The 21,880-nt window shown below is 52.3% G+C and carries 21 protein-coding genes and 1 rRNA gene; 6 read left to right on the top strand and 16 right to left on the bottom strand.

Annotated features, from left to right (window positions below; all coding sequences use genetic code 11):
* From ACJHYO_RS19925 to pepQ, 5 genes are all read right to left on the bottom strand, one after another.
* A 16S ribosomal RNA gene (locus tag ACJHYO_RS19925) occupies positions 1–96 on the bottom strand; the annotation flags it as partial.
* Positions 97–471: 375 nt separating this feature from the next.
* A complete protein-coding gene (gene hemG / locus ACJHYO_RS19930) occupies positions 472–1,017 on the bottom strand; it encodes a menaquinone-dependent protoporphyrinogen IX dehydrogenase (RefSeq protein ID WP_000853959.1) in 546 nt (181 codons plus the stop codon).
* 11 nt (positions 1,018–1,028) lie between these two features.
* Positions 1,029–2,480, bottom strand: coding sequence for a Trk system potassium transporter TrkH (gene trkH, locus ACJHYO_RS19935; RefSeq protein WP_000545665.1), 1,452 nt, complete (start codon positions 2,478–2,480; stop codon positions 1,029–1,031).
* Between the two features lie 38 nt (positions 2,481–2,518).
* On the bottom strand, positions 2,519–3,133 hold the full coding sequence (locus ACJHYO_RS19940; protein WP_001295262.1) for an IMPACT family protein: 615 nt from the start codon (positions 3,131–3,133) through the stop codon (positions 2,519–2,521).
* Positions 3,133–4,464: a Xaa-Pro dipeptidase gene (gene pepQ, locus ACJHYO_RS19945; RefSeq protein ID WP_000444545.1), complete on the bottom strand. Its 1,332-nt coding sequence runs from the start codon at positions 4,462–4,464 to the stop codon at positions 3,133–3,135. The genes ACJHYO_RS19940 and pepQ overlap by 1 nt, the downstream gene beginning before the upstream one ends.
* Before the next feature lie 189 nt (positions 4,465–4,653).
* On the opposite strand from pepQ, the gene fadB reads away from it, so the two are divergent.
* Together fadB and fadA are read left to right on the top strand one after the other, a co-directional pair.
* Positions 4,654–6,843: a fatty acid oxidation complex subunit alpha FadB gene (fadB, locus tag ACJHYO_RS19950; protein ID WP_000965959.1), complete on the top strand. Its 2,190-nt coding sequence runs from the start codon at positions 4,654–4,656 to the stop codon at positions 6,841–6,843.
* A gap of 9 nt (positions 6,844–6,852) precedes the next feature.
* Complete coding sequence (gene fadA, locus ACJHYO_RS19955) at positions 6,853–8,016, top strand: acetyl-CoA C-acyltransferase FadA (protein ID WP_085455618.1); 1,164 nt, start codon at positions 6,853–6,855, stop codon at positions 8,014–8,016.
* A 191-nt stretch (positions 8,017–8,207) separates the two neighbouring features.
* Here fadA and fre read toward each other — a convergent pair whose 3' ends face one another.
* Positions 8,208–8,909, bottom strand: a complete 702-nt coding sequence (fre, locus tag ACJHYO_RS19960) for an NAD(P)H-flavin reductase (RefSeq protein ID WP_000209826.1) — start codon at positions 8,907–8,909, stop codon at positions 8,208–8,210.
* Between the two features lie 45 nt (positions 8,910–8,954).
* Positions 8,955–10,448, bottom strand: coding sequence for a 4-hydroxy-3-polyprenylbenzoate decarboxylase (ubiD, locus tag ACJHYO_RS19965; protein ID WP_000339804.1), 1,494 nt, complete (start codon positions 10,446–10,448; stop codon positions 8,955–8,957).
* 166 nt (positions 10,449–10,614) lie between these two features.
* Between ubiD and rfaH the strand changes: the two genes are divergently transcribed.
* Positions 10,615–11,103: a transcription/translation regulatory transformer protein RfaH gene (rfaH, locus tag ACJHYO_RS19970; protein WP_001192400.1), complete on the top strand. Its 489-nt coding sequence runs from the start codon at positions 10,615–10,617 to the stop codon at positions 11,101–11,103.
* On the opposite strand, the gene tatD is transcribed toward rfaH, so the two are convergent.
* From tatD to udp, 9 genes are all read right to left on the bottom strand, one after another.
* The gene (gene tatD, locus ACJHYO_RS19975) at positions 11,100–11,882 is read right to left on the bottom strand and encodes a 3'-5' ssDNA/RNA exonuclease TatD (protein ID WP_001350349.1); all 783 of its coding nucleotides are present in this window, start codon (positions 11,880–11,882) and stop codon (positions 11,100–11,102) included. The two genes, rfaH and tatD, sit on opposite strands and share 4 nt — an antisense overlap.
* A 41-nt stretch (positions 11,883–11,923) precedes the next feature.
* Positions 11,924–12,700, bottom strand: a complete 777-nt coding sequence (tatC, locus tag ACJHYO_RS19980) for a Sec-independent protein translocase subunit TatC (protein WP_000109949.1) — start codon at positions 12,698–12,700, stop codon at positions 11,924–11,926.
* A 2-nt stretch (positions 12,701–12,702) separates the two neighbouring features.
* Positions 12,703–13,218 (bottom strand): Sec-independent protein translocase protein TatB, encoded by a 516-nt coding sequence (gene tatB, locus ACJHYO_RS19985; protein ID WP_000459601.1) that lies wholly within the window; start codon positions 13,216–13,218, stop codon positions 12,703–12,705.
* 3 nt (positions 13,219–13,221) lie between these two features.
* Complete coding sequence (tatA, locus tag ACJHYO_RS19990) at positions 13,222–13,491, bottom strand: Sec-independent protein translocase subunit TatA (protein ID WP_001295260.1); 270 nt, start codon at positions 13,489–13,491, stop codon at positions 13,222–13,224.
* A 78-nt stretch (positions 13,492–13,569) separates the two neighbouring features.
* Complete coding sequence (gene ubiB / locus ACJHYO_RS19995; RefSeq protein ID WP_000187545.1) at positions 13,570–15,210, bottom strand: ubiquinone biosynthesis regulatory protein kinase UbiB; 1,641 nt, start codon at positions 15,208–15,210, stop codon at positions 13,570–13,572.
* Positions 15,207–15,812 (bottom strand): ubiquinone biosynthesis protein UbiJ, encoded by a 606-nt coding sequence (gene ubiJ / locus ACJHYO_RS20000; protein ID WP_001296603.1) that lies wholly within the window; start codon positions 15,810–15,812, stop codon positions 15,207–15,209. The genes ubiB and ubiJ overlap by 4 nt, the downstream gene beginning before the upstream one ends.
* 13 nt (positions 15,813–15,825) lie before the next feature.
* Positions 15,826–16,581: a bifunctional demethylmenaquinone methyltransferase/2-methoxy-6-polyprenyl-1,4-benzoquinol methylase UbiE gene (gene ubiE, locus ACJHYO_RS20005; RefSeq protein WP_000227959.1), complete on the bottom strand. Its 756-nt coding sequence runs from the start codon at positions 16,579–16,581 to the stop codon at positions 15,826–15,828.
* A 94-nt stretch (positions 16,582–16,675) separates the two neighbouring features.
* Entirely contained in the window at positions 16,676–18,103 is a 1,428-nt protein-coding gene (gene rmuC, locus ACJHYO_RS20010) for a DNA recombination protein RmuC (protein ID WP_001593010.1), read from the bottom strand.
* 140 nt (positions 18,104–18,243) lie between these two features.
* Positions 18,244–19,005 (bottom strand): uridine phosphorylase, encoded by a 762-nt coding sequence (udp, locus tag ACJHYO_RS20015; RefSeq protein ID WP_000045177.1) that lies wholly within the window; start codon positions 19,003–19,005, stop codon positions 18,244–18,246.
* A 261-nt stretch (positions 19,006–19,266) separates the two neighbouring features.
* Between udp and ACJHYO_RS20020 the strand changes: the two genes are divergently transcribed.
* The 3 genes from ACJHYO_RS20020 (at position 19,267) to ACJHYO_RS20030 (ending at position 21,867) form a co-directional block, all read left to right on the top strand.
* On the top strand, positions 19,267–20,076 hold the full coding sequence (locus tag ACJHYO_RS20020; protein WP_001298606.1) for a dienelactone hydrolase family protein: 810 nt from the start codon (positions 19,267–19,269) through the stop codon (positions 20,074–20,076).
* A gap of 256 nt (positions 20,077–20,332) precedes the next feature.
* Complete coding sequence (locus tag ACJHYO_RS20025; RefSeq protein WP_000194414.1) at positions 20,333–21,001, top strand: cysteine hydrolase family protein; 669 nt, start codon at positions 20,333–20,335, stop codon at positions 20,999–21,001.
* 5 nt (positions 21,002–21,006) lie between these two features.
* Complete coding sequence (locus tag ACJHYO_RS20030) at positions 21,007–21,867, top strand: DUF2877 domain-containing protein (protein WP_001305370.1); 861 nt, start codon at positions 21,007–21,009, stop codon at positions 21,865–21,867.
* Positions 21,868–21,880: the final 13 nt, after the last annotated feature.

Below are 21,880 nucleotides of genomic sequence, written 5' to 3' on the forward strand. Positions count from 1 at the left end.
AGCAAAGCAGCAAGCTGCTTCCTGTTACCGTTCGACTTGCATGTGTTAGGCCTGCCGCCAGCGTTCAATCTGAGCCATGATCAAACTCTTCAATTTAAAAGTTTGATGCTCGTGAATTAAACTTCGTAATGAATTACGTGTTCACTCAGAGACTTGGTATTCATTTTTTCGTCTTGCGACGTCAAGAATCCGTATCTTCGAGTGCCCACACAGATTGTCTGATAAATTGTTAAAGAGCAGTGCCGCTTCGCTTTTTCTCAGCGGCGCGGGGTGTGCATAATACGCTTTCCCGCTACAGAGTCAAGCATTTTTTTGCTTTTCTCTGTTGAGATTCTCAGGAGAATCCCGCTGACCCGGCGGCGTGTTTGCCGTTGTTCCGTGTCAGTGGTGGCGCATTATAGGGAGTTATTCCGGCCTGACAAGAGGAAATTTAAAATAATTTTCTGACCGCGCATTTTTTATTCTTTATGCTTATTTCAGCGTCGGTTTGTCGGTTAAATGGGCGATTTCTCGGGCGAAATTCGCCACCTGCTCCCAATCGGTATAGACAACTTCTTTGCGCGTATCCGTTTCACCGCCTGACATCTTCATAATCAGCTTGATCATAAAACGGTCGTACCAGCGATAACGTGGGTAACGCAGCGCCCCGGCAATGACGGCACAGCGATCGGGACGCCATTGCGAGTTCATCAGAAACTTCCGCGCGTAGCTGTTGGTCTGTGGAGTACGCTTCTCCGGTTTACGCGCCACCAGATTTACGGAGTAAAAGGCACTCGGCATCGAATTCAACCGCGTCGCATGCTTTTTGACAAATTCCTGGAACGCAGAATGGTAGTGACCATAGCGAATAGAAGCGCCAATAACCACACGGTCATAGTTTTCCCATTGTGGTTCTTCAATGCGGTGCACATTGGCGACATCCGCCTGGATCCCCAGTTCTTTCAGTTCCGAAGCCAGGTAGGAGGCAATCTCGCGCGTTTGTCCGTCCCTTGTTGAGAAAAGAATTAATGTTTTCACGTATTACTCCATCATTCACGCCAGAAAGTCGGGGTAAAGAGCACCAGCAATGTAAAGACCTCGAGACGACCAAACAGCATGTTGGCAATCAGGATCCATTTAGCCACCGGGTTCATACTGGTAAAGTTATCAGCAACCACGCCAAGCCCTGGCCCCAGGTTATTCAATGTTGCAACAACCGAGGCAAAGGCAGAAAAGTCATCCACGCCCGTGGCGATAATCGCCAGCATACTGACAATAAACACCAATGCATAGGCGGAGAAAAATCCCCAAACGGCTTCGAGGATACGTTCCGGCAGTGCGCGATTCCCCAGCTTAATGCTATAGACGGCGTTCGGATGCACCAGTCGTTTCAGCTCACGGTTCCCCTGCTTAAACAGCAGCAGGATGCGGATCACTTTCAGGCCACCGCCCGTTGACCCGGCGCAACCGCCGATAAAAGCTGAACATAAAAGCAGTACCGGCAAAAAGAGCGGCCAGCGGGCAATGCTGTCAGTTGTAAACCCGGCGGTTGTCGCCATCGACACCACCTGGAAAAACGCTTGGTTAATTGTCATCAGCGCCGAACTGTAGACATTATGAAACCACAGTACGAGTGTACAAATAACCACCAGTGAAAACTGTACGCCGATAAACATGCGAAATTCCGGATCGCGCCAATAAACCTTCAGACTACGCCCACTTAACAGTGAAAAGTGCAGACCGTAGTTACAGCCAGAGATCAGCAGGAAGATAGCAATGATAGTGTTAATAGTCGGGCTGTCGAAATAACCGATACTGGCATCATGTGTCGAGAAGCCGCCAATAGCGATGGTCGCAAAGCTATGGCCGATGGCATCAAAGGCATCCATTCCAGCAAACCACAACGCCAGCGCACAGGCGACGGTCAGCAAGACATAAATCAACCACAGGGTTTTCGCCGTTTCCGCAATTCGCGGGCGCATTTTGTTATCTTTCAGCGGGCCGGGCATTTCTGCGCGATAGAGCTGCATCCCACCCACGCCGAGGATAGGCAGTATCGCAACCGCCAGCACGATGATCCCCATACCGCCAAACCATTGCAGCATCTGGCGATAAAAGAGGATGGCATGAGGGAGCGAATCCAGCCCCACCAGCGTAGTGGCCCCCGTGGTGGTCAGGCCAGAGAAAGATTCAAAAAACGCATCGGTAATCGTGAGGTTCGGGCTTTCCGAGAAGATAAAAGGGAGCGCACCGACGCTACCCAGCACGGTCCAGAACAGCACCACTATCAGAAACCCCTCACGGGATTTCAGTTCGCCCTTCTCTTTGCGGTTCGGCCACCAAAGCATAGAGCCAATGGCGAGGGCGACAAAAAAGGTCTGGGTAAAAGCGCGTCCCGCTCCATCCCGGTAGATGAGTGCTACCAGCCCAGGGATAATCATGGTCCCTGAAAATAAGATGACCAGTAGTCCAACGATTCGGGTAATGGCGCGAAAATGCATCTCTGCCGCTTCCTTAGTTCTGCAAAACGAAGTGGGGATTATTCTTCAATCGCTAACAATTGCAATGAACCACGGCTAAAATCCGCCAGCTTTGCGGAAAATTCAGCCACTTTCGCCGCCGGAAGCGCCACCCGCAGCAGAACGAATGCCTGATAATCACTGTTGATAATTTTGCCGTCACACTGCCCCAGCAACGCTTCAATGCCGGTTAACTGACTATATTCACATTGCAAAGTATATTCGGTTAATGGTGTCTTGCGTTGGGTCGTTAGCTGGCGCAGCGCCTGATTCACGCCGCCGCCATACGCTTTCACTAACCCACCGGTGCCAAGCAATATGCCGCCGTAGTAGCGCACCACCACAGCGGTAATTTCCCCGACGCCGCTGCCCATTAGTTGGGCGAGCATCGGTTTACCTGCCGTTCCCGCCGGCTCCCCGTCGTCAGAGAAACCCAGTTGTTGAGAATCATCCGGCGCACCCGCCACCCACGCCACGCAATGGTGGCGGGCATCGGGGTGTTCTGCCCGCACCGATTCAACAAACGCTTTTGCCGCCTCAACGCCATCGGTATGCGCCAACAGCGTAATGAAGCGGCTCTTTTTGATCTCTTCAACGACCGTGACCGGTGCCGCAGGAATTAACCAGCTTTCCATCACGCCAGTTTCAGATCCCGGGTCATGTTTTCCACGTTGTTTTCGTGAATCACCACGTTGTCTTCGATACGAATGCCGCCGAACGGTTTCAGTGCTTCAATTTTCTGCCAGTTGAAGTGTTTGCTGAACTGCCCTTCACGCCACGGTGCCAGAAGCGATTCGATGAAGTAGATACCCGGTTCGATGGTTAACACCATGCCCGGCTGGAGAATACGGGTGCAGCGCAGGTACGGATATTTTGCCGGTGCCGCGAGGTGCGTACCGCTATCATCCTGCATAAAACCGGCTACGTCATGCACCTGCAGGCCCAGCGGATGGCCGATACCGTGCGGCATAAACGGTCCGGTGAGATCGTTTTCGACCATCGCTTCTTCACTCATATCGGTGATGATTTGATGTTTACGCAGCAGTTTGGCGATGCGCTGATGGAACTGGATATGGTAATCCACATAGCTGACGCCTGCTTTCATGGTGGCGATCAGCGCCAGTTGCTCATCATTTACGTCTTTCACCAGCTGTGCGTAGTCGTTGTCGCTTTTTGCCGACCAGGTACGGGTTAGATCAGCCGCATAGCCGTTATATTCGGCCCCGGCATCCAGCAGGAAGCTGCGCATCTCTTCCGGTGCCTGGTGGTCCAGTTTGGTGTAATGCAACACCGCAGCGTGTTCGTTAAGCGCCACAATGTTGCTATAAGGTACGTCGGTATCACGATGACCGGTCGCGGTCAGATAGGCAATGTTGATATCGAACTCGCTCATGCCAGAACGGAACGCTTCTTCTGCCGCGCGATGACCGTTGACCGCCATTTTCTGCGCTTCACGCATACAGGCCAGTTCGTACTCGGTTTTGAAGGAGCGATAGTAATGCAGGTAGTCGATCACCCCTTTCGGGTTGATATTGCTGGCCTCAATACCCAGTTGCAGCGCACGTTCTGGCACCGGACCGATATAACCGATATTGCCGCGCGCAGCAGGCAACAGACTACCAATGCCATCGGCTTTTGGCAGCGCGATCACTTCTACATCTTCAGTCCAGAAGGAGTTCGGCAGCGGTTCGACGTTGTGCCAGTAATCAACCGGCAGATAAAACCACAGTTTCGGCTTATTCACGCCATCCACCAGCAGCCAGCAGTTTGGCACCTGAGTTACCGGCACCCACGCTTTGAATTGCGGGTTCACTTTAAACGGATAGGGATGATCGTCGAGAAAAACGTTGAACAGTTCGCCGGAGTGAATAAGTAACGCATCCAGCTTGAAGCGCGCCAGCGCATCGCGAGTCCGTTCCTGTAAGGTAGCTATATGATTTTTATAGAGCGAGGCCAGTGATTCCATTTTTTACCCTTCTGTTTTTTTGACCTTAAGTCTCCGCATCTTAGCACATCGTTCATCCAGAGCGTGATTTCTGCCGAGCGTGATCAGATCGGCATTTCCTTAATATTTTATTTGCATATTTTTAACACAAAATACACACTTCGATGCATCTGGTACGACCAGATCACCTTGCGGATTCAGGAGACTGACATGCTTTACAAAGGCGACACCCTGTACCTTGACTGGCTGGAAGATGGCATTGCCGAACTGGTATTTGATGCCCCAGGTTCAGTTAATAAACTCGACACTGCCACCGTCGCCAGCCTCGGCGAGGCCATCGGCGTGCTGGAACAGCAATCAGATCTAAAAGGGCTGCTGCTGCGTTCGAACAAAGCAGCCTTTATCGTCGGTGCTGATATCACCGAATTTTTGTCCCTGTTCCTCGTTCCTGAAGAACAGTTAAGTCAGTGGCTGCACTTTGCCAATAGCGTGTTTAATCGCCTGGAAGATCTCCCGGTGCCGACCATTGCTGCCGTCAACGGCTATGCGCTGGGCGGTGGCTGCGAATGCGTGCTGGCGACCGATTATCGTCTGGCGACGCCGGATCTGCGCATCGGTCTGCCGGAAACCAAACTGGGCATCATGCCGGGCTTTGGCGGTTCTGTACGTATGCCACGTATGCTCGGTGCTGACAGTGCGCTGGAAATCATTGCCGCCGGTAAAGATGTCGGCGCGGATCAGGCGCTGAAAATCGGTCTGGTGGATGGTGTAGTCAAAGCAGAAAAACTGGTTGAAGGGGCGATGGCGATTTTACGCCAGGCCATTAACGGCGACCTCGACTGGAAAGCAAAACGTCAGCCGAAGCTGGAACCGCTAAAACTGAGCAAGATTGAAGCCGCCATGAGCTTCACCATCGCTAAAGGGATGGTCGCGCAAACGGCGGGGAAACATTATCCGGCCCCCATCACCGCAGTAAAAACCATTGAAGCTGCGGCCCGTTTTGGTCGTGAAGAAGCCTTAAACCTGGAAAACAAAAGTTTTGTCCCGCTGGCGCATACCAACGAAGCCCGCGCACTGGTCGGCATTTTCCTTAACGATCAATATGTAAAAGGTAAAGCGAAGAAACTCACCAAAGATGTTGAAACCCCGAAACAGGCCGCTGTGCTGGGCGCAGGCATTATGGGCGGCGGCATCGCCTACCAGTCTGCGTGGAAAGGCGTGCCGGTTGTCATGAAAGATATCAACGACAAGTCGTTAACCCTCGGCATGACCGAAGCCGCGAAACTGCTGAACAAGCAGCTTGAGCGCGGCAAGATCGATGGTCTGAAACTGGCTGGCGTGATCTCCACAATTCACCCAACGCTCGACTACGCCGGGTTTGACCGCGTGGATGTTGTGGTAGAAGCGGTTGTTGAAAACCCGAAAGTGAAAAAAGCAGTGCTGGCAGAAACCGAGCAGAAAGTACGCCCGGATACCGTACTGGCGTCTAACACTTCAACCATTCCTATCAGCGAACTGGCCAACGCGCTGGAACGTCCGGAAAACTTCTGCGGGATGCACTTCTTTAACCCGGTCCACCGAATGCCGTTAGTAGAAATTATTCGCGGCGAGAAAAGCTCCGACGAAACCATCGCGAAAGTCGTCGCCTGGGCGAGCAAGATGGGCAAAACGCCGATTGTGGTTAACGACTGCCCCGGCTTCTTCGTCAACCGTGTACTGTTCCCCTATTTCGCCGGTTTCAGCCAGTTGCTGCGCGACGGCGCGGATTTCCGCAAGATCGACAAAGTGATGGAAAAACAGTTTGGCTGGCCGATGGGTCCGGCATATCTGCTGGATGTTGTGGGCATTGACACCGCGCATCACGCCCAGGCTGTCATGGCAGCAGGCTTCCCGCAGCGGATGCAGAAAGATTATCGCGATGCCATCGACGCGCTGTTTAATGCCAACCGCTTTGGTCAGAAGAACGGCCTCGGTTTCTGGCGTTATAAAGAAGACAGCAAAGGTAAGCCGAAGAAAGAAGAAGATGTCGTCGTTGACGACCTGCTGGCAAAAGTGAGCCAGCCGAAGCGCGATTTCAGCGAGGAAGAGATTATCGCCCGCATGATGATCCCGATGGTCAACGAAGTGGTCCGCTGTCTGGAAGAGGGCATTATCGCCACTCCGGCAGAAGCGGATATGGCGCTGGTCTACGGCCTGGGCTTCCCTCCGTTCCACGGCGGCGCGTTCCGCTGGTTGGACACCCTCGGCAGCGCAAAATACCTCGATATGGCACAGCAATATCAGCACCTCGGCCCGCTGTATGAAGTACCGGAAGGTCTGCGTAATAAAGCACGTCATAACGAACCGTACTATCCCCCGGTTGAGCCAGCCCGTCCGGTTGGCGACCTGAAAACGGCTTAAGGAGTCACAATGGAACAGGTTGTCATTGTCGATGCAATTCGCACCCCGATGGGCCGTTCGAAGGGCGGTGCTTTTCGTAACGTGCGTGCGGAAGATCTCTCCGCTCATTTAATGCGTAGCCTGCTGGCGCGTAACCCGGCGCTGGAAGCAGCGGCCCTCGACGATATTTACTGGGGTTGTGTGCAGCAAACGCTGGAGCAGGGTTTTAATATCGCCCGTAACGCGGCGCTGTTGGCAGAAGTGCCGCACTCTGTCCCGGCGGTGACCGTCAATCGCTTGTGTGGTTCATCCATGCAGGCACTGCATGACGCGGCACGAATGATCATGACCGGCGATGCGCAGGCATGTCTGGTTGGCGGCGTGGAGCATATGGGCCATGTGCCGATGAGTCACGGCGTCGATTTTCACCCCGGCCTGAGCCGCAATGTCGCCAAAGCGGCGGGCATGATGGGCTTAACGGCAGAAATGCTGGCGCGTATGCACGGTATCAGCCGTGAAATGCAGGATGCCTTTGCCGCACGGTCACACGCCCGCGCCTGGGCCGCCACGCAGTCAGGCGCATTTAAAAATGAAATCATCCCGACCGGTGGTCACGATGCCGACGGCGTATTGAAGCAGTTTAATTACGACGAAGTGATTCGCCCGGAAACCACCGTGGAAGCCCTCGCCACACTGCGTCCGGCGTTTGATCCCGTCAGCGGTACGGTAACGGCGGGTACATCTTCTGCGCTTTCCGATGGCGCAGCTGCCATGCTGATGATGAGTGAAAGCCGCGCCCGTGACTTAGGTCTTAAGCCGCGCGCCTGCGTGCGTTCGATGGCGGTTGTGGGTTGTGACCCATCGATTATGGGTTATGGTCCGGTTCCGGCCTCGAAGCTGGCGCTGAAAAAAGCGGGGCTTTCTGCCAGCGATATCGGCGTATTCGAGATGAACGAAGCCTTTGCCGCGCAGATCCTGCCGTGTATTAAAGATCTCGGGTTAATGGAGCAGATTGACGAGAAGATCAACCTCAACGGTGGCGCGATCGCGCTGGGTCATCCGCTGGGTTGTTCCGGTGCGCGTATCAGCACCACGCTGCTGAATCTGATGGAGCGCAAAGACGTTCAGTTTGGTCTGGCGACGATGTGTATCGGTCTGGGTCAGGGTATTGCGACGGTGTTTGAGCGGGTTTAACCACTTGCCGGATGCGGCGTGAACGCCTTATCCGGTCTACCGATCCGGCACCAATGTAGGCCTGATAAGACGCGCCAGCGTCGCATCAGGCATCGTGCACCAATTGCCGGATGCGACATAGATCTAAATGCCACTGAATAAAGTTTTAGTTGCCGTTCTTCCCGCCTGTCAGGGGCGGGTTTTTTTATATCTCAGATAAATGCAAACGCATCGCCAAACAGGCGATCTTCCCGCGCATTACGCTCGCTGCAAAACAGGTCACGGGCAATTTTCGCCATCTCAAAACGTCCGGCAATATAGATATCATGCTCTGCCAGCGTACCATGATCCTGCAATACCGCCGTTAACACGGTGCCAGTACGCCCACGCCAGCCCGCTTCCGGTTGTTCAACCACCGGCACCACTTGTAGACCAGGATGCTTCAACGAAAGCGCCTCAAGCTCGCAGAGATCATACAGATGCTGCTCTTCACGCCCGCCCCAGTAAATGGTGATATCACGGTTTGGGTTACGCGCCAACGCTGTCAGCAAAATCGAGCGGGCATAAGAGAACCCGGTGCCGCCCGCAATCAAAATCATCGGACGCTCTTCATCATCGCGCAGCCACGCTTCTCCGTGGGGAATATCGACCACGATTTGATGATCTTTGAGGATGCGGTCCATGACTGCTTTCGCGTAAAGGTTGATTTCAGAAGCGCCAATATGCAGCTCGATAAACCCTTTTTCATCTGGCGTCGAAGCCATTGAGAACGGACGTTTGTCGCGCTCATCCATCACTACCATCAAATACTGACCAGCACGAAAAGAAAAGGCCGCGTCTGGCACGATGCGGACACGATATACGGTATCCGTGATAGCTTCTACCGAGGTCACTTTACAGCTTAAGGTTGTCATGCGCTTTCTCTGTCGGATCGATAAATAGGGCAAAACAAACGCGCATCAGGCGCTTTTACCGTTGTTAAAAATAGCCAGTTCATCCCAAATGGCGTCAATATGCGCGACAACATCTGGATCTTTTTTGATGGGACGTCCCCATTCACGCTGGGTTTCACCCGGCCATTTATTCGTGGCATCCAGCCCCATTTTTGAACCCAGCCCGGAGACAGGCGAGGCAAAATCCAGATAATCAATAGGCGTATTTTCTACCAGAACAGTATCCCGCGCCGGGTCCATACGGGTGGTAATCGCCCAAATCACATCGTTCCAGTCGCGGGCGTTGACGTCATCATCGCAAACGATCACAAATTTAGTGTACATAAACTGGCGTAAGAACGACCAGACGCCCATCATGACGCGCTTCGCGTGTCCGGCGTACTGTTTTTTGATCGTCACTACCGCCAGACGATAAGAACAGCCTTCCGGCGGCAGATAAAAATCGACAATTTCCGGGAACTGTTTTTGCAGAATCGGCACGAACACTTCGTTCAGTGCTACACCCAGTACCGCAGGTTCATCTGGCGGACGCCCGGTATAGGTGGAATGATAAATCGCATCTTCACGCTGGGTAATATGCGTCACGGTAAATACCGGAAAACTATCGACTTCGTTATAGTAACCGGTGTGGTCGCCATACGGCCCTTCCGGCGCAGTTTCGCCTTGTTCGATATACCCTTCCAGCACAATCTCCGCACTGGCGGGCACTTCAAGGTCATTGGAGATACACTTCACCACTTCGGTCTTGGTACCGCGCAGCAATCCGGCAAACGCATACTCTGAAAGCGTATCCGGAACGGGGGTGACTGCACCGAGAATCGTGGCAGGATCGGCACCCAGCGCCACAGAAACCGGGAAACGTTCGCCCGGATGCGCCGCACACCACTCCTGATAATCCAACGCGCCGCCGCGATGCGACAGCCAGCGCATAATCAGTTTGTTTTTACCAATTAGCTGCTGGCGATAAATGCCCAGATTCTGCCGCTCTTTATGCGGGCCGCGCGTTACGGTGAGCCCCCAGGTAATCAGCGGCGCGGCATCTTCCGGCCAGCAGGTCATAATGGGAATGCGATTGAGATCGACGTCATCGCCAGAGACGATTTTTTGTTGGCAGGGTGCACCACGCAGTCGCTTTGTCGGCATGTTCAATACTTGCTTAAACTGCGGCAGTTTATCAAACAGGTCGCGGAAACCTTTTGGCGGCTCCGGCTCTTTCAGAAACGCCAATAATTTACCAACTTCACGCAGCGCCGAAACATCTTCCTGCCCCATGCCCATCGCCACGCGCTTTGGCGTACCGAACAGGTTGCACAGCACCGGCATTGAGTAGCCTTTAGGGTTTTCGAACAACAGCGCAGGCCCACCGGCACGCAAAGTGCGGTCAGCAATTTCAGTGATTTCCAGGTGCGGATCCACCGGGAGCGTGATACGTTTTAGCTCACCCTGCTGTTCAAGCAGCGTCAAGAAGTCGCGTAAATCGTTATATTTCATGGCATCCATTGTAGCCTCTTAATCTGCGCCCATTATACGGCGTTCATCTTTGCGATGCTGTAAATTTGTTAAATTAGCGTGAACTCTGACGGTATAACGCAAACCGGGGAATATAATTAACTTAGCGTAAAGCTTTTGCTATCCTTGCGCCCCGATTAAACGGATAAGAGTCATTATGCAATCCTGGTATTTACTGTACTGCAAGCGCGGGCAACTTCAACGTGCCCAGGAACACCTCGAAAGACAGGCTGTGAATTGCCTGGCACCGATGATCACCCTGGAAAAAATCGTGCGTGGCAAACGTACTGCAGTCAGTGAGCCATTGTTCCCCAACTACTTGTTTGTGGAGTTCGATCCGGAAGTGATTCATACCACGACTATCAACGCGACCCGTGGTGTCAGCCACTTCGTGCGCTTTGGCGCGTCGCCAGCGATAGTCCCATCGGCGGTGATTCATCAGTTATCAGTGTATAAACCGAAAGATATTGTCGATCCATCGACGCCGTATCCTGGTGATAAAGTGATTATTACTGAAGGCGCATTCGAAGGTTTTCAGGCCATTTTCACCGAGCCCGATGGCGAGGCTCGCTCCATGCTATTGCTTAATCTTATTAATAAAGAGATTAAGCACAGTGTGAAGAACACCGAGTTCCGCAAACTCTAAAACGCAATCCCAAACAGTGTTTTGACATTGGCATCCGTGGTGGCAGCCAGCCATGCGGCATCTTCTCCACGCCAGTGCGCAATACGTTGCAAAATATGGGGCAGATGGGCTGGCTCGTTGCGCCGGGATGATGGCTTTGGCGTGAGATCGCGAGGGAGCAGATACGGCGCATCAGTTTCGATCAGCAATTTCTCCGCCGGAATCAACGGCAACAATTTCCGCAGCTCCAGCCCGCGTCGTTCATCGCAAACCCAACCGGTAATGCCGATATAAATTCCACGCGCCACGCACGCCTGCATCTCTTCGCGTGTGCCGGTAAAGCAATGAAGAACCGCACCAGGCAGTTTATCCAGCCACGGCTCCAGCAATGTCATAAACCGCTCGTGGGCATCGCGACAGTGCATAAATACCGGCATGTTTAATTCTGCGGCAATGCGTAGCTGGGCAACAAAAGCGAGTTCCTGCTCTTCCGGCGTCGAAAAGTTGCGGTTAAAGTCGAGACCACATTCACCAATCGCCACCACTTCTGGCTGCGCGGCCAGCTCAATAATCGCTTCTTCAGTCACAGCTTGCCACTGGCTGCTGTCGTGAGGATGTACGCCCGCCGTTGACCAACAGGACGAATACTGACGCGCCAGCTTTTGCGCCTGCTGGCTTTCACGCAGATTGGTACCGGTGATGAGTAGCCCATTAACTCCCGCGTCAAAAGCGCGCGCTACAACATCATCACGGTCTTTCGCAAATTGCGAACTGGTCAAATTAACGCCGATATCAAACATCCTGTACTCCATATGACAACCGCCCTGACGGGCGGTTGAATTTATTCTTCAGTTTTTTCGCTTTCTGCTTCAGCGTCGTTTTCCTCTTCCCGGTTTCGCCCTTTACCAACGTAAAAGCGTGAGAAGAAGACACCGATTTCAAACAGGCAGTACATCGGGATCGCCAACAGCGTTTGCGAGAAGACATCCGGCGGCGTCAGCAACATCCCGACAACGAATGCACCAACCAGCACATACGGGCGTTTTTTGCGTAAGTCTTCTGGCGAGGTAATCCCCATCCAGCACAGCAGCACAATTGCCACCGGCACTTCAAAGGAGACACCAAACGCCATAAACAGCGCCATAACGAAGCTTAAATAGCTCGCAATGTCGGTGGATACCTGTACCCCTTCCGGCGCGGTATTGGCAAGGAAGCCAAATGCCAGCGGAAAGACCACAAAGTAGGCGAACGCCATGCCGATATAAAACAGCAGAGAGCTGGAAACCAGCAGCGGCACCACCAGGCGACGTTCATGCTTATACAGCGCTGGGGCGATAAACGCCCACACCTGATAGAGAATCACCGGCGCTGACAGAATCAGCGACACCATAAAGGTCAGCTTGATCGGCGTAAAGAACGGTGAGGCCACGTCGGTGGCGATCATCGTTGAACCTTGCGGCAACTGCTTGATCAGTGGCGCGGATACCAGGTGATAGATGTCATTGGCGAAATAGACCAGACACAGGAATATCACGATCACCGAGATAATGCAGTTCAGCAGACGCTTACGCAGCTCAATCAGATGCGTGATAAGCGGTTGAGTATCTTCTACAGACATGTTTACGGTTTATCACTCGACGAAGGGGAAGGTGCAGCGGTTTTCGGTTCAGCGTCCGCAGCAGGTTTTACCACCGGCTCTGGCGTGGTTTCTGGCTTCTGTTCCGGCGAACTGGCCTGCGTTTGTGCAGCAGCAGGCGTTACGCCTTCATGCACAGTTTCATTGTCTTTCACCACCGGGTTATGGATGGTGTGCGCTTCATCGCTCGCCTTTTCAGGATCGTTTGCAACGTAGGAACGCTTCATCGACTCCGCAGCCTGGCGTAATTCATCCATCGACGCTTTCAGTTCGGGCGTCAGGTTAGTGAGGCTCGCCTTTTCAACCTTTTTCAGACTGTCCTGAAACTCCTGGAGTTTTAACTCCTGGGTCAGTTCGTTCTGCACCGTTGTCGCCAGTGAACGCAACGCGCGAATCCAGCCCGCTACCGTTTTTACCGCCACAGGCAGTCGTTGCGGCCCCAGAACGACGAGGCCGATGATGAACACCAATAGCAGTTCGCTAAAACCGATATCAAACACAGATTACACCTGCTCTTTATCGTGGCGCTTCGCGTCTTCTGTTTTAGCCTGTTCCTGATTCGTATCCGCCTGCTTATCGGCGATAGTTTTCGCAGTAAAATCAGCATCCTGGCTGGTTTTATCCTGCTTTGGTTCATCATCGCTCATTGCTTTTTTAAAGCCTTTGATCGACGCACCAAGATCGGAACCGATGGAGCCGAGCTTTTTGGTGCCAAAAAGCAGTACAACGATGACGGCAATAATCAATAACTGCCAAATACTGATACCACCCATACATGTTCCTCTGTGGTAGATGATGATTAAACAAAGCCGCATTATACGTTACACGGCCCGCCTTGAGCGATGAAAAAATCAGCGCGTTTTGCGCCAACCGACAAACCAGGCGATCAGACCACCTGCCATTAACCAGCCGGGCATCAGCCCCCATTCAGGTCGGCTGACCAACAAGAATGTGCCACTTAATACTAACGTAGCGCCAATTCCGAGAAAATAACGCGATTGTCCCTGACGTACATGATTTGACTGAAGCTCGCGGGCAATCTTATCAACACTATGCTGTAAATACTTGCCCTGGCGCAAACTGTCGTAAACCAGTTCGGGCAGTTCTGGCATTTTTTCGACCCAGAACGGCGCTTTTTCTTTAAATGCTCTCACCAGCGCAGGAATACCGACCTGATCTTTAATCCACGACTCCAGGAAAGGCTTCGCCGTTTTCCATAAATCGAGTTGCGGATAAAGCTGGCGTCCTACCCCTTCGACGTAGAGCAGGGTTTTCTGGAGTAACACCAGTTGCGGCTGCACTTCCATATTGAAGCGACGCGCCGTATTAAACAGATTTAACAGTACATGTCCAAACGAAATTTCGGCCAGCGGTTTCTCAAAGATAGGTTCACAGACCGTACGAATGGCAAATTCAAACTCTTCAACGTTGGTATCTGGTGGCACCCAACCAGAATCGACGTGTAGCTCTGCCACTTTGCGATAGTCGCGATTAAAGAAGGCGATAAAGTTTTCCGCCAGATAGCGTTTATCTTCTTTGTTTAGCGAGCCAACAATCCCGCAATCAATGCCGATATATTTCGGGTTTTCCGGGTGTTCATAGCTTACGAAGATGTTGCCAGGGTGCATATCAGCATGGAAAAAGCTGTCGCGAAAGACCTGAGTGAAGAACACCTGCACGCCGCGTTCCGCCAGCAATTTCATGTTGGTGCCGTTTTTCTCCAGCGTCGCAACATCAGACACCGGAATGCCGTAAATACGCTCCATCACCATCATCCCTTCACTACAATAGTCAGGGTAAACTTCCGGGATGTAGAGCATCGGGCTGTCTTCAAAATTGCGTCGAAGCTGAATGGCGTTGGCAGATTCCCGCAGCAAATTCAGTTCATCAATCAAGGTCTTTTCGTACTCGCGCACCACTTCGGTTGGGCGCAGACGGCGACCATCCGGCAGCAAACGCGGCACCCAGCGAGCCAGACGGTAAATAAGTTTCAGATCCGCTTTAATGACCGGCAAAATATCCGGGCGGATAACTTTAATCACCACCTCTTTACCATTCGATTTCAATCGCGCGGTATGAACCTGGGCGATAGAAGCAGAAGCCAGCGGCTTGATTTCAAAATCGTCAAACCACGCTTCTACCGGCAAGCCGCCCATTGCAGCTTCAATCTGCTGCTTCGCCAGCTTGCCATCAAACGGAGCGACTTTGTCCTGCAATAACGCCAGCTGATCGGCAATATGCGGCGGAAAAAGATCGCGGCGGGTTGATAACATCTGCCCGAACTTGATCCATACCGGTCCCAGTTCTTGCAGGGCCAGTCGTAGTCGCTCACCTAAAGGTTTGTCTTTATGCCGATTTGGCATCCAGAATAATGAGTATCGCCATAGCCGTAGCGGCAGGGTGATACGCATTTTGGGGATCAGTTCATCAAGTCCGTAGCTTAAAAAAGTGCGAATGATGAAATATAGGCGCCGTACTTCACCTGGCGTCATTTAGCCTCCAGTTTTTCCAGCCGTTTGGTCAGGGCATCAACAGCACGCTCGACGGCAGCCGTCTCTTCCGCAAACCAGGCCACTTCAAGCGGACCGGGTGCCATACGCCACTCTTCAGTAATGGCTTCCGCCACATAACGTTGCTGGCGCTTAATGCCGTGATGCAGGAACTTTGCGCCTCCGCGCAGGGCTTTGCTGATACCTTCAGCGGCGATATCACCGGTATAAGGGGCCAGCAGTTCCGCAGGGTCGAACTCTGCCAGATCTGCCAGCGCAACGAAGTTTTGCACCACCTGAATATCACCCTGCACTTCCAGCTCACCACTGCGAATCAGTGCGGCAAGCTGCTGGCGATCGCGAAGTTTCGGCAACACACTGGCGTAAGCGATAACGGTGCAGTCAGCATCGCCTGCCCATTCGCCCAGTACATCGACCTGGCGTTCGCTGAACACCAGAATCAATGACGTCGAAAAGCCTTTTACCTCCACGCGCAGCACTTTGCCCAACAGACGCGAGCGGGCCGTTTTCAGCGCGGGTGAGCGATACAGGAAGGTGTTGAGCAGACTTTCAATTCCTGCCGTCACTAAAGGTTTAAAAGGCATTTCCGGTCTCCTGTCAGAACTTATAACCACGATGCAGCGCCACAACCCCTGCCGTCAGATTGTAGTAGTCGACACTTTCGAATCCGGCATCCTGCATCATGGTTTTCAGGGTATCCTGATCGGGATGCATACGGATGGATTCTGCCAGATAACGGTAGCTGTCGGCGTCGTTCGCGACCAGTGAGCCAATACGCGGCAGCACATGGAAGGAGTATGCATCATAGGCTTTGCTCAGCGGCTCGATAATTGGCTTCGAGAACTCAAGCACCAGCAGGCGGCCGCCGGGTTTCAGCACGCGATACATTGAACGCAGTGCTTTATCTTTGTCGGTGACGTTACGCAGACCAAACGAAATGGTGATGCAATCAAAGGTGTTATCCGGGAACGGCAGCGCCTCAGCGTTCGCCTGAACATACTCAACGTTGCCAATCACACCGATATTACGCAGCTTCTCGCGGCCCATTTTGAGCATGGATTCATTGATATCAGCAAGGACCACTTTGCCAGTTTCTCCGACCAGGCGAGAGAATTTCGCTGTCAGGTCGCCGGTGCCACCAGCCAGATCCAGCACGGTCTGCCCACGGCGTACGCCGCTGCAATCAATCGTGAATCGCTTCCACAAACGATGAATACCGAATGACATCAAATCATTCATGACATCGTATTTTGATGCCACGGAATGGAAAACGTGGGCGACCATATCCGCTTTTTGTTCCTTCGCGACGGTCTGAAAACCAAAGTGCGTCGTTTCTTGTGACTTATCCACCATCTCAATGCCTGCTCATCAAAAAATTGTTCCAGAAGTGTAACAGATTGGGCGTCGATGCCCTAGATTTCTACCCGGCTTAACTACCCCCAATGGGCTAGCGCGACTGCTGATTATATTCATCATCGCGTTGATAAGCTTCATCATTCGGCTGCTCCGGAACCGACCGAAGTCGATACTCTTCATCCTGGCTCACCGCCTGTTCAGCCAAATCCGGATTAATCTCGCGTTTAATTTCTACCCCTAAACCGCGAAACGCTTCTGCCTGCGCCAGCACATTTCCGCGACCTGAAGAGAGTTTTTTCATTGCCTGACGATAGTTATCCTGCGCTTTGTCGAGACTTTGACCAATCGCGGACATGTCATCGATGAACAAACGCATCTTGTCGTACAGCTTGCTGGCACGATCGGCGATTTGCTGGGCGTTGCGGCTTTGATGCTCATAACGCCACAAGTTGGCGATAGTGCGCAGCGCCACCAGCAGCGTAGTCGGGCTAACCAGCATGATATTGTTTTTCAACGCTTCGGTGATCAGCTCCGGCTGACGGTCAAGCGCCAGTAAAAAAGCGGGTTCAACGGGAATAAACATCAGCACGTAATCCAGAGTTCGCAGCCCCGGCAGCTGTTGATAATCTTTGCGTCCCAGCAAACGGATATGGTTACGTACCGACGCGATATGTTCCTGTAGCGCGCTTTCGCGGGAGTAGTCATCTTCGGCGTTGAAATAGCGTTCATAGGCGACCAGCGTCATTTTGGCGTCGATCACCACATCTTTTCCCTGCGGCAACCGCACGATGACATCCGGCTGCATCCGCGAGCGGGCGTCATTTTCGATGCTGACCTGGGTTTCATATTCATACCCTTCACGCAGACCGGAAGCCTCCAGCACCCGCGTCAATACTACCTCGCCCCAGTTGCCCTGGGTTTTATTGTCGCCTTTCAGCGCACGCGTCAGGTTGATCGCTTCCTGGGCCATCTGGGCGTTGAGTTGCTGGAGGTTGCGGATTTCGTGAGTCAGGGTATGACGTTCTTGGGCTTCTTTACCAAAGCTGTCCTGGACCTGACGGCGGAAACCATCCAGTTGTTCACGCAACGGCGACAAAAGACTGTTCAGACTCTGGCGATTTTGCTCATCAACCCGACGATTACTGTGTTCAAAAATACGGTTGGCAAGGTTTTCAAATTGCTCACTGAGGCGCTGTTCGCTATTGATCATCTGGCGAATTTTATCGTCAGCATGTTGCTGTGCAGCTTCCATCCGCGTGGTTACTTCACGCAGATCGGCCTCCAGAGAGGTGTTAATACTTTGCAGGCTGCGCACTTCGTTATTGAGTAACTCGCACTCAGCGCGCCAGTGCTCGCTTTGAGTAATTTGTTGTTTTGCCGCGCTTAACTCCGCGACCATCTCTTCACGTTCAGCTAATTGCTCGGCTTTTTGCTGCGCATGTTGATAACTGGCAAACAGCCAGCCAATTGCCACACCCACCAATGCAATAACTGCGTAAACCATGATTGAGAAATCCACAACGCCTCCTGACGCAACAACTTACCCGCACAAAATAGAATTGTGCTGTACAAACGTCCAGTTGGAAAGGCATTTCCTGCGAGGCGCTACGCAAAAATACAAAAGGCCGAACGCGTCGGCCTTCAGACAAGAGAAGATAATTACAGCAGACGACGCGCCGCTTCCACCACGATTTTCACCGCATGGCTTTCGGTTTGTTTCATCGTCTCAGCATTCGGGATCTCTTGCTGGGTGCGGTTAACGATAACCCCCGCTACCATACCGGCACGCAGGCCCTGACTTGCACACATGGTCAGCAGGGTTGCAGATTCCATTTCATAGTTCATTACGCCCATCGCCTGCCACTCTTCCATAGAACCTTTAAAGTGACGAACTACGCGACCAGAGTAAGTATCGTAACGTTCCTGACCTGGGTAGAAGGTATCAGAAGAAGCTGTCACGCCAACGTGAGTCGTCGCGCCAATGGATTTCGCAGCTTCAACCAGCGCAGTCGTACATTCGAAATCAGCGACAGCCGGGAATTCCAGCGGTGCGAAGTGCAGGCTCGCGCCATCCAGACGAACAGACGCCGTGGTAACCAGGACATCACCCACATTAATATGCGGCTGAATAGCGCCCGTTGTACCGATACGCAGGAAGGTGCGAATGCCCAGCTGTGCCAGCTCTTCAACAGCAATAGAGGTAGACGGGCCGCCGATACCGGTAGAGCAGACGATAACAGGTTTACCATCCAGCTCTGCACGCCAGGTGGTGAATTCGCGGTGAGATGCCAGCTTAACCGGCTTATCCATCAGCGCGGCGATCTTTTCCACACGATCCGGGTCGCCAGGGACGATGGCAAGCGTAGCCCCTTGTAAATCGTTTTTAGTGAGGCCGAGATGAAAAACATCAGACTTGGACATATACAACTCCTCTGTGAATCGGTTTAGTCAGAAGAAGCAAAAAGACACTTTACCGAAGGGTTTAACATTTTTTCGTGATACTCATCACCATGACGAAAATGTGTTGCATAAATTTACCCATCAAAAGTGATGCAAATCACATAAATCACTCTTCATTCTGCAGGACTGCATAAAAGATGAGCCGATTCAGGCAATGTGATTTGTTGCATGCTGACTATAGTTAACATTGCGCAACATTTTTATAAGGGTACGGAGAATACCATGGCAACAACACAACAATCTGGATTTGCACCTGCTGCATCGCCTCTCGCTTCGACCATCGTTCAGACTCCGGACGACGCGATTGTGGCGGGCTTCACCTCTATCCCTTCACAAGGGGATAACATGCCTGCTTACCATGCCAGACCAAAGCAAAGCGATGGCCCACTACCAGTGGTCATTGTAGTGCAGGAAATTTTTGGCGTGCATGAACATATCCGCGACATTTGTCGCCGTCTGGCGCTGGAGGGGTATCTGGCTATCGCACCTGAACTTTACTTCCGCGAAGGCGATCCGAATGATTTTGCCGATATCCCCACGTTGCTTAGCGGTCTGGTAGCAAAAGTGCCTGACTCGCAGGTGCTGGCCGATCTCGATCATGTCGCCAGTTGGGCTTCCCGCAACGGCGGCGATGTTCATCGTTTAATGATCACCGGATTCTGCTGGGGTGGACGTATCACCTGGCTGTATGCCGCGCATAATCCACAGCTAAAAGCCGCAGTGGCGTGGTACGGCAAACTGACGGGCGATAAGTCGCTGAATTCACCGAAACAACCTGTTGATATCGCAACCGATCTTAACGCGCCGGTTCTCGGCTTATATGGCGGCCAGGATAACAGCATTCCGCAAGAGAGCGTGGAAACGATGCGCCAGGCGCTGCGGGCAGCAAACGCGAAAGCAGAGATTATCGTGTACCCGGATGCAGGGCATGCGTTCAACGCCGATTATCGTCCGAGCTATCATGCCGAGTCTGCGAAAGACGGCTGGCAGCGAATGTTGGAATGGTTTACACAGTATGGTGTTAAAAAGTAACGCCATAGTCGCTAAATCTGATGATTAAGCTCACACAATTTCAACGATTTTTTTAATCTCAAAACCATACAGCATCAAAAAATTTGTTGCTGTATGCCACTCTTTGACTCCCTTCACATTCGTCATCACACCACCTGCTGAATGCAAAAATTTCGTTGCTGTGCGGCAAACTTTTTTCCTGTTTTGTGCCGCTTTTCTCCTGAATACTCGTTCTCAGAACAACTGGATCGTTTAAACATCAGACAGGAGATTTACCATGACGCAATCCATTTTTCAGGCTCAACCCTTTGAATTACCTTTTGATCCGCGCACAACGGCACTGGTCATGATCGACATGCAGCGTGACTTTGTCGAAGCAGGGGGCTTCGGTGAGGCACTGGGCAATGATGTTTCACTGGTACGCACGGCTATCGCACCATGTACAGAGGTGCTGGCAGCCGCACGTCAAAAAGGAATTATGGTTATTCATACTCGTGAAGGCCATCGTGCAGACTTAAGCGACTGCCCGCCAGCCAAACTGACGCGCGGCGGAAAAACCTTTATTGGTGAACCAGGACCGATGGGACGCATTCTGGTCAGAGGTGAAGCAGGTCATGACATCATTCCTGAACTGTACCCGGTGGCAGGCGAACCGGTGATTGATAAGCCTGGCAAAGGCGCGTTTTATCAAACCGACTTACATCTGATTTTGCAAAACCACGGTATCAAGACGCTGATAGTTTGTGGTGTTACAACCGAAGTTTGCGTAACCACCACCGTGCGCGAAGCAAATGATCGTGGCTATGAATGCATTATCCCGGAAGATTGTGTCGGCTCCTATTTCCCGGAATTCCAGAAATACGCCCTTGAGATGATCAAAGCACAAGGTGCCATTTTCGGTTGGGTTACTGATTCCAAAGCCATTATTGCAGGTCTGGAAGGCTAACGCCGATGGTACAGGTTACGCTTTGCGCATCGTCGTTGGGATATCTTTTCCCGCAGAATGAAACGCAAGATTTACGTCTGCATAGCGCTTTTAAACATGCGGTAAATCTGTATTCAGACGCGGGAACATTCATCACTCTGTTGTGTGCGCAAACGTATCTGAATCTCCCTGATGCTGCCAGAGTCTGGCTACCTGAATGTTGGGACTGGCGAAGAGAGATTGCCCATTCAGATCCCATTCAGTTAACCCAAGGCTTACTGCGGACACCTCGATTTTGTGTGGCGCTCGAAAACGCAACGCTCTGGCAGTCGCCATTTGTGGGGAGAATGCTGACACTTGAGGCATTCCCTTTGGTTTTCCAGCACTACCCAACGATGGCATCGCAACGGCTTTTATTTTGTCTGGAACATAACGTTCAAAGCACATTGCACCTGCCGGATAGCCTCACGCACCAGGGATTAGCGATTATGGAACATCCAGATGCGCTGGAACGCCAGGTGCCACAACTGATCGGCTTTGGTAAAGGCTTAACACCCGATGGAGATGACTATTTGTTGGGCTATCTGGCAGCGCTCTGGTTATGGCAACTCCCTGCACCACTTGCCGATCATCAATACCGGTTGCAGCAGGCAATTGATCAACATGCGCACAACACCACGGATATCAGTCGTCATTATCTGGAGCGTGCGCTTCAGGGACATTTTTCAGAACCGATTTGCCAGTTACTCGCACAACTGGTTGGGAGCGCATCGGCAATGACAATCGCATCCTGTGCAGAACAGGTCATGCAATTTGGCGCAACGTCAGGAGTAGATTGCCTTGCAGGAATGCTGCATGGCTTTCGAACCCTGAACACCATGAATTGATTTCAACCTTTTC

It is taken from the genome of Escherichia sp. WS1118, assembly GCF_046487695.1.
GTDB lineage: Bacteria > Pseudomonadota > Gammaproteobacteria > Enterobacterales > Enterobacteriaceae > Escherichia > Escherichia coli.

Excerpts from the sequence above, each read along its gene's own strand:
- trkH (WP_000545665.1), bottom strand. The coding sequence starts at position 2,480 with ATGCATTTTCGCGCCATTACCCGAATCGTTGGACTACTGGTCATCTTA.
- ACJHYO_RS19940 (WP_001295262.1), bottom strand. The coding sequence starts at position 3,133 with ATGGAAAGCTGGTTAATTCCTGCGGCACCGGTCACGGTCGTTGAAGAG.
- pepQ (WP_000444545.1), bottom strand. The coding sequence starts at position 4,464 with ATGGAATCACTGGCCTCGCTCTATAAAAATCATATAGCTACCTTACAG.
- fadB (WP_000965959.1), top strand. The coding sequence starts at position 4,654 with ATGCTTTACAAAGGCGACACCCTGTACCTTGACTGGCTGGAAGATGGC.
- fadA (WP_085455618.1), top strand. The coding sequence starts at position 6,853 with ATGGAACAGGTTGTCATTGTCGATGCAATTCGCACCCCGATGGGCCGT.
- fre (WP_000209826.1), bottom strand. The coding sequence starts at position 8,909 with ATGACAACCTTAAGCTGTAAAGTGACCTCGGTAGAAGCTATCACGGAT.
- ubiD (WP_000339804.1), bottom strand. The coding sequence starts at position 10,448 with ATGGATGCCATGAAATATAACGATTTACGCGACTTCTTGACGCTGCTT.
- rfaH (WP_001192400.1), top strand. The coding sequence starts at position 10,615 with ATGCAATCCTGGTATTTACTGTACTGCAAGCGCGGGCAACTTCAACGT.
- tatD (WP_001350349.1), bottom strand. The coding sequence starts at position 11,882 with ATGTTTGATATCGGCGTTAATTTGACCAGTTCGCAATTTGCGAAAGAC.
- tatC (WP_000109949.1), bottom strand. The coding sequence starts at position 12,700 with ATGTCTGTAGAAGATACTCAACCGCTTATCACGCATCTGATTGAGCTG.
- tatA (WP_001295260.1), bottom strand. The coding sequence starts at position 13,491 with ATGGGTGGTATCAGTATTTGGCAGTTATTGATTATTGCCGTCATCGTT.
- ubiB (WP_000187545.1), bottom strand. The coding sequence starts at position 15,210 with ATGACGCCAGGTGAAGTACGGCGCCTATATTTCATCATTCGCACTTTT.
- ubiJ (WP_001296603.1), bottom strand. The coding sequence starts at position 15,812 with ATGCCTTTTAAACCTTTAGTGACGGCAGGAATTGAAAGTCTGCTCAAC.
- ubiE (WP_000227959.1), bottom strand. The coding sequence starts at position 16,581 with ATGGTGGATAAGTCACAAGAAACGACGCACTTTGGTTTTCAGACCGTC.
- udp (WP_000045177.1), bottom strand. The coding sequence starts at position 19,005 with ATGTCCAAGTCTGATGTTTTTCATCTCGGCCTCACTAAAAACGATTTA.
- ACJHYO_RS20020 (WP_001298606.1), top strand. The coding sequence starts at position 19,267 with ATGGCAACAACACAACAATCTGGATTTGCACCTGCTGCATCGCCTCTC.
- ACJHYO_RS20025 (WP_000194414.1), top strand. The coding sequence starts at position 20,333 with ATGACGCAATCCATTTTTCAGGCTCAACCCTTTGAATTACCTTTTGAT.
- ACJHYO_RS20030 (WP_001305370.1), top strand. The coding sequence starts at position 21,007 with ATGGTACAGGTTACGCTTTGCGCATCGTCGTTGGGATATCTTTTCCCG.